The 12,860-nt window shown below is 61.4% G+C and carries 16 protein-coding genes; 7 read left to right on the top strand and 9 right to left on the bottom strand.

What is annotated here, in order from left to right; translation table 11 throughout:
* Genes rdgB through rph form a run of 3 tightly spaced genes read right to left on the bottom strand, consistent with a single transcriptional unit; the run spans position 1 to position 1,817 of the window.
* Entirely contained in the window at positions 1–645 is a 645-nt protein-coding gene (gene rdgB, locus ACWPVA_RS14970) for an RdgB/HAM1 family non-canonical purine NTP pyrophosphatase (protein ID WP_454288438.1), read from the bottom strand.
* Between the two features lie 11 nt (positions 646–656).
* A complete protein-coding gene (locus tag ACWPVA_RS14965; protein ID WP_454288437.1) occupies positions 657–1,073 on the bottom strand; it encodes a VOC family protein in 417 nt (138 codons plus the stop codon).
* Between the two features lie 27 nt (positions 1,074–1,100).
* A complete protein-coding gene (gene rph / locus ACWPVA_RS14960; RefSeq protein WP_454288436.1) occupies positions 1,101–1,817 on the bottom strand; it encodes a ribonuclease PH in 717 nt (238 codons plus the stop codon).
* A gap of 171 nt (positions 1,818–1,988) precedes the next feature.
* On the opposite strand from rph, the gene hrcA reads away from it, so the two are divergent.
* Positions 1,989–3,077, top strand: a complete 1,089-nt coding sequence (hrcA, locus tag ACWPVA_RS14955) for a heat-inducible transcriptional repressor HrcA (RefSeq protein ID WP_454288435.1) — start codon at positions 1,989–1,991, stop codon at positions 3,075–3,077.
* Between the two features lie 99 nt (positions 3,078–3,176).
* Positions 3,177–3,800 (top strand): nucleotide exchange factor GrpE, encoded by a 624-nt coding sequence (gene grpE, locus ACWPVA_RS14950; protein WP_454288434.1) that lies wholly within the window; start codon positions 3,177–3,179, stop codon positions 3,798–3,800.
* 74 nt (positions 3,801–3,874) lie between these two features.
* On the opposite strand, the gene ptsN is transcribed toward grpE, so the two are convergent.
* From ptsN to lptC, 6 genes are all read right to left on the bottom strand, one after another.
* Entirely contained in the window at positions 3,875–4,339 is a 465-nt protein-coding gene (ptsN, locus tag ACWPVA_RS14945; RefSeq protein WP_454288433.1) for a PTS IIA-like nitrogen regulatory protein PtsN, read from the bottom strand.
* Between the two features lie 72 nt (positions 4,340–4,411).
* Complete coding sequence (hpf, locus tag ACWPVA_RS14940; protein ID WP_454288432.1) at positions 4,412–4,996, bottom strand: ribosome hibernation-promoting factor, HPF/YfiA family; 585 nt, start codon at positions 4,994–4,996, stop codon at positions 4,412–4,414.
* 233 nt (positions 4,997–5,229) lie between these two features.
* Positions 5,230–6,801 (bottom strand): RNA polymerase factor sigma-54, encoded by a 1,572-nt coding sequence (gene rpoN, locus ACWPVA_RS14935; RefSeq protein WP_454288431.1) that lies wholly within the window; start codon positions 6,799–6,801, stop codon positions 5,230–5,232.
* 153 nt (positions 6,802–6,954) lie between these two features.
* The gene (gene lptB, locus ACWPVA_RS14930) at positions 6,955–7,743 is read right to left on the bottom strand and encodes an LPS export ABC transporter ATP-binding protein (protein WP_454289604.1); all 789 of its coding nucleotides are present in this window, start codon (positions 7,741–7,743) and stop codon (positions 6,955–6,957) included.
* Positions 7,744–7,786: 43 nt separating this feature from the next.
* Complete coding sequence (locus ACWPVA_RS14925) at positions 7,787–8,359, bottom strand: LptA/OstA family protein (protein WP_454288430.1); 573 nt, start codon at positions 8,357–8,359, stop codon at positions 7,787–7,789.
* Positions 8,356–9,021, bottom strand: coding sequence for an LPS export ABC transporter periplasmic protein LptC (gene lptC / locus ACWPVA_RS14920; RefSeq protein WP_454288429.1), 666 nt, complete (start codon positions 9,019–9,021; stop codon positions 8,356–8,358). The genes ACWPVA_RS14925 and lptC overlap by 4 nt, the downstream gene beginning before the upstream one ends.
* A 342-nt stretch (positions 9,022–9,363) precedes the next feature.
* Here lptC and ACWPVA_RS14915 point away from each other — a divergent pair, with 342 nt between their 5' ends.
* From ACWPVA_RS14915 to lspA, 5 genes are all read left to right on the top strand, one after another.
* Positions 9,364–9,666 (top strand): integration host factor subunit beta, encoded by a 303-nt coding sequence (locus ACWPVA_RS14915; protein ID WP_028738774.1) that lies wholly within the window; start codon positions 9,364–9,366, stop codon positions 9,664–9,666.
* 111 nt (positions 9,667–9,777) lie between these two features.
* Entirely contained in the window at positions 9,778–10,122 is a 345-nt protein-coding gene (locus ACWPVA_RS14910; RefSeq protein WP_454288428.1) for a DUF1049 domain-containing protein, read from the top strand.
* Between the two features lie 108 nt (positions 10,123–10,230).
* A complete protein-coding gene (locus ACWPVA_RS14905) occupies positions 10,231–11,382 on the top strand; it encodes a class I SAM-dependent methyltransferase (protein WP_454288427.1) in 1,152 nt (383 codons plus the stop codon).
* Complete coding sequence (locus tag ACWPVA_RS14900; RefSeq protein WP_454288426.1) at positions 11,379–12,239, top strand: TrmH family RNA methyltransferase; 861 nt, start codon at positions 11,379–11,381, stop codon at positions 12,237–12,239. Before ACWPVA_RS14905 ends, ACWPVA_RS14900 begins: the two co-directional genes overlap by 4 nt.
* Positions 12,236–12,727, top strand: a complete 492-nt coding sequence (gene lspA, locus ACWPVA_RS14895) for a signal peptidase II (RefSeq protein ID WP_454288425.1) — start codon at positions 12,236–12,238, stop codon at positions 12,725–12,727. The genes ACWPVA_RS14900 and lspA overlap by 4 nt, the downstream gene beginning before the upstream one ends.
* Positions 12,728–12,860 lie beyond the last annotated feature (133 nt).

The following is a 12,860-nucleotide window of genomic DNA, read 5'->3' as shown; positions in this document are numbered from 1 at the left end:
TCAGGCCTCCAGGCAGGTTTCGACGAAGATCTTGAAGGCGCGTGCCCGGTGGGACAGTGCTTGCGCATCGCCCGGCTTCCAGCCATGCTTTTCTTCCGAGGACATCTCGCCGAAGGTGGTGTCGAAACCCTCCGGCTGGAAGACCGGGTCGTAGCCGAACCCCTTGGTGCCGCGCGGCGGCCAGACGATCGTGCCCTCGACCTCGCCGCGGAACATTTCCGTGTGGCCGTCGGGCCAGGCAAGGCACAGCACGCTGACGAAACGCCCGCTGCGCTGTTCGGGCGTGGTCGCACCGCGTTCGGCAAGGGCCTTTTCGACCTTCTCCATCGCCATGGCGAAATCGCGGCTGCCGTCCTCGCGCTCGGCCCAGTTGGCGGTGTAGACGCCGGGCGCCCCGTCCAGCGCATCGACGACTAGGCCGGAATCGTCGGACAGCGCCGGCATGCCCGAAGCGCGAGCGGAAGCCAGCGCCTTGATTGTGGCATTTTCCTCAAACGTCGTGCCGGTCTCGTCGGGTTCGGCGAACTTCAGTTCGGCCGCACTCCGGGCGGAAAACCCGAACGGACCGATCAGGTCGGCAATCTCGGCGATCTTGCCGGCATTGTGGCTGGCGACGACGATCGTGCGGGTGTCGAGCTTGCGCATGCGGTCAAATCCTATTCGAGGTTCCAGAGCCTGGGCTCTGCGCATTCCAGGCTGTTGCCAGCCGGATCGCGAAAGTAGACGGAGCGCGCCCCGTTCGGCCAGCGGAAGTCCGATTCAATGGCAACGCCGGCCTCCTGCAGCCGTTCGATGATCCGGTCCATCCGCTCGCCGCGCACGCGGAAGCAGACATGGCCGGGACCGGTCGCGCCATGGCTGGGAACTGGAAGAGCACCGGCCGGAACGGGCTCCGCCGTCTCGTCCGGGTTGAAGATCAGGAGCATGCCGCCTCCACAGCGGTAGAAGAGGTGACGGTTGCCGTGGCGGGTTGCCTTTTCCAGACCCAGAACGCCGCCGTAGAAGGCTTCCGCCGCATCGAGGTCAACGGCGTAAATTGCTGTTTCCAGGATACCTTCCAAGGGCTGCGTCACGGCTCCCGTTCCTCTGGTCTATCGCGCCTAGAGCAGGGCCTGCTTCTGCATCTGCACCAGTTCGCCGATGCCGCCCCGGGCAAGCCGCATCAGGGTGAGGAATTCGTCCTCGGAGAACGGCGCGCCTTCAGCAGTGCCCTGCACCTCGACGATCGCGCCCGAACCGGTCATGACGAAATTGGCATCGGTCTCGGCTGCCGAATCTTCCAGGTAGTCGAGGTCGATCACCGGCTGGCTGGCGAAGATGCCGCAGGAAATGGCGGCGACATGGTCTTTCAGGACCTTCTCGACCTTCACCATGTTGCGGGTTTCCATCCACTTCAGGCAATCGTGCAGCGCGATCCATGCGCCGGTGATCGAGGCCGTGCGGGTGCCGCCATCGGCCTGGATGACGTCGCAGTCAAGGGTGATCTGGCGCTCGCCGAGTGCTTCGAGATCGACGATGGCGCGCAGCGAGCGGCCGATCAGCCGCTGGATTTCCTGGGTGCGGCCGCCCTGCTTGCCGGCTGCGGCCTCGCGCCTCATGCGGTCGCCGGTGGCGCGCGGCAGCATGCCGTATTCGGCCGTGACCCAACCCTTGCCGCTGTTGCGCAGCCACGGAGGGGTCTTGTCCTCGAGGCTGGCGGTGCACAGCACGTGCGTGTCGCCGAACTTGACCAGGCAGGAGCCTTCCGCGTGCTTGGAAAAATTGCGCTCGAACGAAACCTTGCGCATTTGGTCGGTTTTTCTGCCTGATGGCCGCATTGCCCACTCCTAGGATTGTTAAAGGCCTTCTACGGTCCGTGATGGCGATTTGCAAAGAAAAACCATGCCGGCGGGCCATTCGCCCGGAACTTGTCGAGATTCCCATTGGTGATCGGTCGCGGAGTGATTATATTTGCAACCAATGACAGACAAACCATACCCGTGCGACGAATGAAATCACCGACGTCACTGTCCAAGGACGTGGCTGCTTCCCTGGATGATCGTTCCCGGGAGGTCTTTCGTCGCATTGTCGAGACCTATCTCGAGTCCGGCGATCCGCTCGGCTCACGCAACCTGTCCCGGCTTCTTTCCACGTCGCTATCGCCGGCATCGGTGCGCAATGTGATGGCCGATCTCGAGGATCTGGGCCTGATCTATGCGCCGCACATCAGCGCCGGTCGCCTGCCGACGCAACAGGGCTTGCGCTTCTTTGTCGACGCCTTCATGCAGGTCGGCGATCTGAGCGCCGAAGAGCGCGGCAGCATCGAGCGACAGATCCGCCCGCCGGGTCCGGCCCAGCCGATGGAAAGCCTGCTGACCGAGGCAAGCCGCATGTTGTCCGGTCTGTCGCGCGGTGCCGGTTTGGTCATTTCGGCCAAGAACGACCCCATCCTCAAGCATGTCGAATTCATCAGGCTCGAGCCGACCAAGGCGCTCGCGGTGCTGGTGGGCGAGCACAATCAGATCGAGAACCGTATCATCGACCTGCCGGTCGGGATTACGGCCTCGCAATTGACCGAGGCGGCGAATTTCCTCAACGCCAATCTGGCGGGGCAGACGCTTCCCGAATTGCGCACTCAGCTCGTCAGGCTCAAGCAACAGGTGGCCGGTGAGCTCGACACGCTGTCGCGGGATCTGGTCGAGCGGGGCCTGGCCGTCTGGTCGGGAGGCAGCGACGAGGAAAAGCCGACCCGGCTCATCGTGCGCGGCCGCGCCAATCTGCTGGAAGGCCTGGCGGGTTCCGAAGATGTCGACCGGCTGCGGCTTTTGTTCGACGACCTCGAACGCAAGGAAAGCCTGATCGAGATCCTCAATCTTGCCGAAAGCGGTCCGGGCGTCAGGATCTTCATCGGCTCGGAAAACAAGCTGTTTTCGCTGTCCGGTTCATCGCTGATTGTCGCACCCTATCGTGACGGCGAAGACAAGATCGTCGGCGCGGTCGGCGTTATCGGCCCGACAAGGCTCAACTATTCCCGCATCGTGCCGATGGTCGACTATACGGCCCAACTGATGGCCCGTTTGTCACGGACGGGGCTATAGCCCGCCAGACGCCAGACTTCTTTCGCCCAAGCCTTGATTTTTCCACCTTAAACCCTGATATCGGGCACGAATTCCAGAAACTGTCACTCGGAGGACGTCATGACCGACGAAGCCAACAACAACGGACCTGACGCAATGGCTGGCGAAACGGCCGCAGCAGACATGGCGCAGGACGCGGCCAACAACATGGCCGGCGATGAATTGGTCGACCCGTTGGAGATGCTGAAGGCGGAGAACGCCGAACTGCGCGATCGCTTCCTGCGGCTCGCCGCGGACATGGACAATCTTCGCCGCCGCACCGAGCGCGAACTGAAAGACGCCAAGACCTATGCCGTCACCGCCTTTGCCCGCGACATGCTGGCGGTCTCCGACAATCTGCGCCGCGCGCTCGAAGCGCTGCCGGATGAAGCCCGTGCCGCCGCCGACGCCGGTCTTTCGGCTCTGGTCGAAGGTGTGGAGATGACCGAGCGCGGCATGCTCACGACGCTTGAGCGCCACGGCGTTCGCAAGATCGATGCGGAAGGCCAGAAGTTCGATCCGCACTTCCATCAGGCCATGTTCGAGGTTCCCAATCCGAATGTGCCGAACAACACCGTTGTGCAGGTGGTTCAGGCCGGCTACGCGATCGGCGACCGGGTGCTGCGTCCGGCCATGGTCGGCGTCGCCAAGGGTGGCCCGAAGGCCGAGGGCAACGGAGATGCTGTGGATGGCAAGAACGCCTGAGTCGCCACTCTCGACGATTGAATGAAAAAAGCGCCCGACGGGCGCTTTTTTTCTTGGGGCCATGCCTGACACCGTCAGGCAGCGTTCGACGCCTGTTCCTCGTTGAGGAAGGCAAAGATGGCCGACGCGGAATCGGTTGCCCGAAGCTTGGCCACAAGATCCTGGTCGCGCAGGACGCGCGCGATGCGCGACAGTGCCTTGAGATGGTCGGCGCCAGCACCTTCCGGCGCAAGCAGCAGGAAGACGAGATCGACCGGCTGATCGTCCAGCGCTTCGAAATCGACGGGTGTTTCGAGACGTGCGAAAATGCCAGTGATGGCATGGATGCTATTCAGCTTACCATGCGGAATGGCGATTCCATTACCGACGCCGGTGGAGCCGAGCCGCTCGCGCTGCAGGATCACGTCGAAGATTTCCCTCTCGGGAATGCCTGTCAGTTTAGAAGCTCTGGCCGCCAGTTCCTGCAGCAATTGTTTCTTGGAATTTATCCGAAGGGCGGGAACGACCGCATCTTGTTGCAGCAAATCTGCCAACGCCATTTCTAAATCCTTCATGCCGCCGAGACAAGAATGAAACAAGCGGCGGCGATCCGCCGCTTGCCTTTGGGCTGATCAGCCCCTGATGTTGGCGGGATCAATCCATCCGATATTGCCGTCGTTGCGGCGGTATACGATATTCACTTCCTGCTTGCCCGGAGTGCGGAACAAGAGGATTGGCTCATCCGTCATGTCGAGTGCCATGACGGCATTTGCGACCGACATGGTGCGTAGCTGTTTGGTGCTCTCCGCCACGATCGTCGGCGCGTAGTCCTCAGGCACTTCCTCATGCTCGTCCGGTACCGCATCCATGACCGTATAGGCGATCTCGACAGACGAGTTCGCCTGACTGGTAGCATGGTGATCTTTGAGCTTCCGCTTGTATCGGCGCAGCCGCTTTTCGATACGGTCCGCGGCAATGTCAAAGGCGATCTGCGGATCATTGGCCGAGCCGGTGGCCTGCAGATTGGCACCGGCGTCGATGTGCAACAGGCAATCCGCGACAAACTGCGCTGCACCAGCGGCCGACTTGGTCACCGTGATCTGGCCCGAATACCCTCCGTCGAAGTATTTCGTGACGGCCTCTTCGACCCGCGTCCCGATTTTCTGTCGGAAGGCATCGCCGATTTCCATATGTTTGCCGGATACACGAACACTCATGGCGTTTCCCTTCTTATCATTGGTTGGCGTTGATCAGTTTACGCCAAGCCCTTTCCGCATCCAAGCTTTTCAAGCGCTAATGTCGGGTTCGTGTTCTGTGTGCCGGGCGTTGGCTGGGGATAAGTTGGAACGTCTGTGTACCGGTATCGATCGGGGCGGGCTTCTAGCCTTGCCATTTCCAAAAGTCAACGCCTTCTTAACCTTTCCTCAACCTGGGCGGCGTTTGCACAATCCTAAATTGCCGCAACTTTGGCCATCGCCCGCTTCTCGCGGCGACGCTGTACCGATGATGGTATATTCATCGCTTCGCGGTATTTTGCCACGGTCCGGCGCGCCAGATCCACGCCGGTCGATTTCAGCGTGTGCACGATGTCGTCGTCCGACAATACGGCATCCGCACTTTCCTGGGCGATCATGGTGCGGATCCGGTGCCGCACCGCCTCGGCCGAGTGATTGTCGCCGCCTTCAGCCGAATTGATCGAGACACTGAAAAAATACTTGAGCTCAAACAGGCCGCGCGGCGTGAGCATGTATTTGTTAGAGGTCACGCGACTGACCGTGGATTCATGCATTTTGATCGCATCGGCCACTGTCTTGAGGTTGAGCGGCCGCAAGTGGTCGACTCCGTACCGGAGGAAGGCGTCCTGTTGCCGGACGATCTCGCTCGCCACCTTGACGATCGTGCGGGCGCGCTGGTCGAGGCTACGTGTCAGCCAGCTGGCATTCTGCAGGCATTCCGACAGGAAAGCCTGGTCCTTGTCGGAGGCCTTGCTGCCCTTGCCGACGGCTGTCACGTAGTTCTGGTTGATCAGAATGCGGGGCAGGGCGTCGGAATTGAGTTCGACACGCCAGCTGCCGTCCGGTGCGGGACGCACGACGATGTCCGGAATGACGGATTCGAGGATGGTATTTTCAAATCCGCTGCCCGGCTTCGGGTTGAGCTTGCGGATCTCGGACAGCATGTCGATGAGATCTTCCTCATCGACCCCACAAAGCTTCTTGAGACTGCAGAAATCGCGTTTGGCGAGCAGTTCGAGGTTATCGACCAGCGCCTGCATGGCTGGATCGAGCCGATTGCGCTGGCTCAGCTGGATTGAAAGGCACTCGCTCAAGGAACGGGCAAATATGCCGGGCGGATCAAGGCCCTGTAGCGTTTCCAGAACGGCTGACACGCGCTCGGGTGCCTCGCCGAGGCGCGCGGCGATCTCGCACAGATCGACGCGCAGGTAGCCGGCCTCATCGAGATGATCGGTAAGGACCGCGGCGATCAGGCGATCGCCCGGCTTGGCAAGGGCGAAAGGAACCTGCTGATTGAGGTGGTCCCGGATGCTGATCTGGCCCGCGACGAAATCGTCGAGATCGTAACTGTCCCCCGATTCCGATCCGCCCCCGGGCATGGACTTCCATTGGCCAAGCAGTTCCGGGGCGTCCGCGCGTATGGCTGTGCCCTCGTCGGATAGTGCAGCATCGAAATTAGCATCGAGGCGGTCGTTGAGGCTGTTTCCGTGGCCCGGCTCGTACCATTCGCTGTCAAGGGAGGCGCTCGACCCGCCGCCTTCCTCACCGGAGCTGCTTTCGTTCTGGGTGGCGGAAGACATCTCGTCACCGCCATTGGTCCGCGGCTCAGCCGCTTGTTCCCCCTCATCCGTGGCCATATCGAGCAACGGGTTCTTCTCCACCTCCTGCGAGATGAAGCTCATCAGCTCGAGATGGGTCATCTGCAGCAACTGGATGGATTGCATCAGTTGCGGTGTCATGACCAGGGACTGATGCTGGCGCAGGAACAGGTTGGCCGACAAAGCCATGACGGACGCGAAACTCCCCTATATTCCCTCGGAATTCCCTGCGTGATGTCGCGGGGAATTGCGTTGAAATCCACTTGGCCCAAAAATTGCTTTTTTGCGAGGTTTGGTCAAGCCGAACCGTCGGGCGCGGGCGCAATTCTTAAGTAGGGGGGGTCAGAGGCTGAATTTGTCGCCCAGATAGAGGCGGCGCACGTCCGGATTATTGACAATGTCGTTGGCGCGCCCGTGGGTGAGCACTTCTCCGGCGTGGATGATGTAGGCGCGGTCGATCAGCCCGAGGGTTTCGCGGACATTGTGATCCGTGATCAGCACGCCGATGCCGCGGGCCGTCAGGTGACGGACGAGGTTCTGGATGTCGGATACCGATATTGGATCGACGCCGGCGAAGGGCTCATCGAGCAACATGAAGGTCGGATCGGTCGCAAGTGCGCGGGCAATTTCGAGGCGGCGGCGTTCGCCACCCGAAAGGGCCACGGCGGGCGTCTTGCGCAGCTTCTCGATGTGGAATTCGTTGAGCAGCTCGTCGAGCTTGGCATCGCGTTTCTGGCGGTCGTTCTCATGCAGTTCGAGAACCGCCCGGATATTCTCCTCGACCGTCAGCCCACGGAAGATGGAAGCCTCCTGCGGGAGATAGCCCACGCCAAGACGCGCGCGCCGATACATTGGCATCCCGGTGACTTCATTGCCGTTGATCGCGATGGTGCCGGCGTCGACCGGAACGAGGCCGGTGATCATGTAGAAGCAGGTCGTCTTGCCGGCACCGTTCGGGCCGAGAAGGCCGACCGCCTCACCGCGCCGCACGACAAGCGAAACGCCGTTGACGACGCGCCGGGCGTTATAGCTCTTGGTCAGGCCATGAGCGATCAGCGTGCCTTCGTAGCGCGTCTTGTCCAGGCGCGTTTCCGCGGGCTTAGGCTGCGGCGCCGGCTTTGCGCCGATCAGGTCTGAGACGACGGGAATCTTCACGTTGGGGCCGATGCTGCTACTATTTCTTCTGGGACTTAGGATCGAGCTGGATCTGAACTCGGCCGCCGCAGCTATCGAGCTTCGCCTCCCCGGAATTCATCTGCACTGTCAGCTTGCAGCCGACGAAGACATTCTGGCCTTCCGAGAGCACGACCCGATCGCCCTCCAGCACAAAGATCTGAGAGTCGAGATTGAACGTACCCTTGTCCGCCGTCGCTTGCTGTGTTCCCGAAGACAGGAAAACCTTGTCGGTCACGTCGATCTTTTCGATATCGGCATTGCCGCCGGTGACACTGGTGCCTTCGCCGCGGTAGTGCACGGTCATGTTGCCGGACTGCAGCGTGGTCGTGCCCTGCACGACCTTGACATTGCCGGAGAACAGCGCGGTCTTTTCCTGCTCACGGATCTCCAGCGCATCGCTCTCGATCTGGATCGGCTGATCGTTTGAAAGCTTGAGGCCGTTCAGATTGCTGTTGGTCGCCTGGGCGAATGCAGCCGGGGAGACGCTCATGAGCGCCAGGCCCGTTGCGATCAACAGGCCCGTCGGCAGAAGAGATGTGCGTTCGAAAATCATGGCTGGCCCGGCTCTCAATTGCCCGTTTTGCGGATGGCGGACGGTTCGATGTTCACCCGAACGGCGCCCTTAAAACTGATGATGCGTCCCTTATCCGTTATCTTGAGCGACTGTGCAACAATGGACGCTTCATCAGCCTTGATTGAGACCGGCTCGTTCGTCTCCATCTTGCCGCCCTTGATATCGAGATGCGCAGACTGGAAACGGGCTTCGATGCCGGTTGAAAGCTTGATGGTGAAGGGCTTGTCCATGTCGAGGAGATCGGAAGAGCGGTCGAAGATGCCGCTGAGCGCCTCTACCCGGGCGATGATCTTGTCATCCAACGGCACTGCAGCGGCGATGGTTTCAAGGGTGATCATATTGGGGTTCTTGATGTCTTGAAGTGCCCGTTCGGCGCGCATCGAATAGCTGATGCCGTCTTCGTTTCGCCCTGCGATCGCCGGTTTTTCCATCACGACCTTGCCGTTCTCGATCTTGGCCGAGGCAATTTGCAGGTTTTCCGGCAGAAAAGCCCGGACCACCGAAACGGCGACGAACGCCAGCGAGATGAGTAGGGCAGTAAGAGGAAGCAGGATTTTTAGCCGCTTGACCCGCGCGGAATGGCTGACTGCAAGGCGATAGGCATCGCCGTCTGGCCGGCCGCCAGCGGTCGTCGCACTATGGTCTACGCGATTCAGCATATGTGAAGCCTGTTCGGGTTGGCCCGCCCGGAAACGCATGGGGAGTAATCCGGCTGACATTTCGCATTATTGCATTCGCTTGCCAATATGGAAATTGCGGCAGCGAATACAAGCAGGAGCCGTAGCACCGGAGACGTGACGTCGCGGGCTCCTTCATGTCTCACTCGAATGCTCAAGATGTCGCCATACGAGCGTGACGGTTGATTATCGCGCGACATTGTGGTGTTTTACCGGCGGCCGAGCGGATCGCCTCGGGCCGGTTAAGTTGTTCCTTGACGGTGCTTTTTCGGTTTGGCACGTTTGGAGCGATCAAGGTTCTAGTCAACCATTCAGGGGGCGCGCGTGATCAAGTCGGAACTAGTGCAGATTGTCGCGGCGCGTAACCCGCATCTCTACCATCGTGACGTGGAAAATATCGTCAATGCGGTGCTGGACGAGATCACCGACGCGCTAGCGGCGGGCAATCGCGTCGAGTTGCGAGGCTTCGGCGCATTTTCCGTGAAGAACCGTCCCTCGCGGTCGGGGCGCAATCCGCGCACCGGCGAGACCGTCTTCGTCGAAGAGAAGTGGGTCCCGTTCTTCAAAACCGGCAAGGAATTGCGCGAGCGGCTCAATCCCGGCATGGCTGACGAAGGCGACGAATAAGCGATTGCTGGCCCGGACCGATTGAAAAGCCCCTGACCGGGCTTAACTTGTAGGCACCCGCCGACCTCAGGGCGGGGTGTATGGCGGTGAGCCGCCTAGGAGTAATGCGCTATGGTCAAGAAAGTGGTCAGTCTGGTTGTCTTCATCCCCCTCGCGATCGTGCTGATCGTGCTGTCGGTCGCCAACCGACAGGCCGTAACGCTCGCGCTCAATCCCTTCAAGCCGGACGACGCGCTCTTGTCGCTTACCGCCCCATTCTTCGTCTTCCTGTTTCTGGCGCTGATGCTCGGCCTGCTGCTCGGCTCGGCAGCGACTTGGCTCGCCCAGGGCAAGTATCGCAAGAAGGCGCGCGCCGAAACCCGCCAGGCGGTGCGCTGGCAAGCGGAAGCAGACCGTCAAAAGGGTCGCGCCGAACAACTGGCCACTCAGGGATTGCCGCAGATATCGGCGAAGTGACACTGCAGCACGAACCGGGCGACTCAGGGGAGACGTGAAAGCGCTTTTCCCTGCTGTTCTGCGGTGCTAAGGCGTTTCGCTCAGTTTCAGGACAAGCAGGATCAGCGTGTGAAGAACAAGGAACGCCGGCCGATGCAGAAGGCATCCGCCGGAAAAGTCGGCAAGGCGAAAAGGCCCGTGAAGGGCGGCCCGCGCGAGGCGGAGAAGGCAGCGCCCTTCAAGCCGCATGGCGATCGGCGTCCCGAAGGTGCGACGCGTGCGCCGCGGCCGGCGGAAATCCCTTCCGTATCGGAACCCGTGAAGGTGCTCGCCGAGCCCCAACGCACGCTGATGGTGCGGACCGGAGAACGCCCGGCCGAGCGCGTTCCGTTGATCCTCGAATCTCAGGGTGCCGGCGACTTCCACCTGATCGACAGCGGCGCTGGCGAAAAGCTCGAGCAGTACGGCCCCTACCGGGTCGTCAGGCCCGAGGGCCAGGCCCTGTGGCCGAAAGCGCTGCCGGCGCATGTCTGGGAGCGGGCCGACGCGATCTTTACCGGTGATACGGACGAGGACGGCATGGGGCGGTGGCGGTTTCCCCGCGAGGCGCTGGGCGAGACCTGGCCTCTCTCGCTGCTCGGCGTTGATTTCCTCGGTCGCTTCACCTCCTTCCGCCATGTTGGCGTGTTCCCCGAGCAGATCGCCCATTGGAGCTGGATGAAGGAACGCATCGAGACGGCCGGTCGGCCGCTGAAAGTGCTGAACCTGTTCGGCTATACTGGCGTGGCCTCCCTGGTTGCGGCCGCAGCCGGTGCCGAGGTCACCCATGTCGATGCCTCCAAGAAGGCGATCGGCTGGGCGCGCGAGAACCAGTCGTTGAGCCGGCTCGACAAGGCGCCGATCCGCTGGATCTGCGACGACGCAATGAAGTTCATCCAGCGCGAGGAACGCCGCGGCCATCGCTACGATATCATCTTGACCGACCCGCCGAAGTTCGGCCGCGGGCCGAACGGCGAGGTCTGGCACTTGTTCGAGCACCTGCCGCTGATGCTCGACATCTGCCGCGAACTCCTGGCGCCCAAGGCGCTCGGCCTGGTGCTGACCGCCTATTCGATCCGCGCCAGCTTCTATTCGATCCACGAATTGATGCGCGAGACGATGCGTGGCAAGGGTGGACTGGTCGAGTCGGGCGAACTGGTGATTCGCGAGGCCGGCCTTGACGGCAAGACCCCCGGCCGGGCGCTCTCGACTTCCCTTTTCAGCCGCTGGGTGCCGAAATGAGCGACGAGTACAGTAACGACGGCCCACGCCGCGTCGGCCAGGTGAAGGAAATCACCAGCCTTGCCAACCCGATCATCAAGGACATCAAGGCGCTGTCGCTGAAGAAGGCGCGCGACGAGAACAGAAACTTCATGGCGGAAGGCCTGAAGCTGGTTATCGATGCGCTCGAACTCGGCTGGACGATCCGCACCCTGGTCTATTCCAAGGCGGCCAAGGGCAAGCCCATCGTCGAGAAGGTCGCCGCCCGCACGATAGCTTCTGGCGGCCTGGTGCTTGAGGTCAGCGAGAAGGTCATGTCGGCAATCACCCGGCGCGACAATCCGCAGATGGTCGCCGGCGTCTTCGAACAGCGCTGGATGGCGCTCAAGGACGTGCGGCCGGCCGGAGCCGAGACCTGGGTGGCACTCGACCGCGTTCGCGATCCGGGCAATCTCGGCACCATCATCCGCACCGCCGACGCGGCTGGCGCCTCGGGCGTGATCCTGGTTGGCGACTGCACCGACCCCTTTTCGCTGGAGACTGTCCGCGCCACGATGGGCTCGCTCTTCGCCGTACCGCTGGTCAAGGCGACGCCCGCCGATTTCCTGCGCTGGAAGAAGGACAGCGGTGCACGGCTTGTCGCGACCCATCTGGCCGGTGCGGTCGACTACCGCACGATCGATTATCGTAGCAAGCCGGTGATCCTGATGATGGGCAACGAGCAGTCTGGCCTGCCGGATGAGTTGGCGGGTGCCGCCGATGCGCTGGCTCGTATTCCACAGGTCGGCCGTGCCGATTCCCTCAACCTGGCGGTTGCGACCGGCGTCATGCTGTTCGAAGTACGCCGGCATCTGCTGAACCTCGACCCCGCCAAATGAACGGATTTCTCGCGCCCTTCAGCCGGCCATTGCCGGCGGCCATCTTCATCGTCGTGGCGCTGCTGCTGGACCAGGCGATCAAGCTCGCGGTCGAACTCTACCTTCCGCTGCACGAGGCCGTGCCGGTCATGCCCATGCTGGCGCTTTATCGCACGCACAATCTCGGCGTCGCCTTCTCCATGCTGGCCGATGCCCATGGCTGGTTCATCGTCGGGCTGAGGATCGTGATCGTCGCTTTCGTCCTTTGGTTATGGGGACGCACCGGCCCCGGACACCATATCGCCCATCTCGGTTTCGCCATGATCATCGCTGGCGCGCTCGGCAATATCATCGACCGCTTCGTCTATGGTCATGTTGTCGACTACGTACTCTTCTACACCCAGACTTGGTCCTTTGCTGTCTTCAACCTTGCCGATAGTCTCATCAGTGTCGGAGCCGTACTTATCTTCATAGATGAGATACTGGCGCACAGGGCCTCGAAAGCGTAAACTATGATGAGTAGCCCAATATTCCATGGCGCCCCAAACAGGCCGGACTGGGTGAATGCGTGCTGCGCGGGGCATGTGGCCTGTCACTGTCTTGTCGCAGATACATGGTTTATGGCCCTGAAACGCAATCGGA

This window comes from Rhizobium arsenicireducens (assembly GCF_964021225.1).
This window is presented reverse-complemented; position numbering and strand designations above follow the sequence as displayed.

Coding starts and splice junctions, on each gene's coding strand:
- rdgB (WP_454288438.1), bottom strand. CDS start 645: ATGCGCAAGCTCGACACCCGCACGATCGTCGTCGCCAGCCACAATGCC.
- rph (WP_454288436.1), bottom strand. CDS start 1,817: ATGCGGCCATCAGGCAGAAAAACCGACCAAATGCGCAAGGTTTCGTTC.
- hrcA (WP_454288435.1), top strand. CDS start 1,989: ATGAAATCACCGACGTCACTGTCCAAGGACGTGGCTGCTTCCCTGGAT.
- grpE (WP_454288434.1), top strand. CDS start 3,177: ATGACCGACGAAGCCAACAACAACGGACCTGACGCAATGGCTGGCGAA.
- ptsN (WP_454288433.1), bottom strand. CDS start 4,339: ATGGCGTTGGCAGATTTGCTGCAACAAGATGCGGTCGTTCCCGCCCTT.
- hpf (WP_454288432.1), bottom strand. CDS start 4,996: ATGAGTGTTCGTGTATCCGGCAAACATATGGAAATCGGCGATGCCTTC.
- rpoN (WP_454288431.1), bottom strand. CDS start 6,801: ATGGCTTTGTCGGCCAACCTGTTCCTGCGCCAGCATCAGTCCCTGGTC.
- lptC (WP_454288429.1), bottom strand. CDS start 9,021: ATGCTGAATCGCGTAGACCATAGTGCGACGACCGCTGGCGGCCGGCCA.
- ACWPVA_RS14910 (WP_454288428.1), top strand. CDS start 9,778: ATGGTCAAGAAAGTGGTCAGTCTGGTTGTCTTCATCCCCCTCGCGATC.
- ACWPVA_RS14900 (WP_454288426.1), top strand. CDS start 11,379: ATGAGCGACGAGTACAGTAACGACGGCCCACGCCGCGTCGGCCAGGTG.
- lspA (WP_454288425.1), top strand. CDS start 12,236: ATGAACGGATTTCTCGCGCCCTTCAGCCGGCCATTGCCGGCGGCCATC.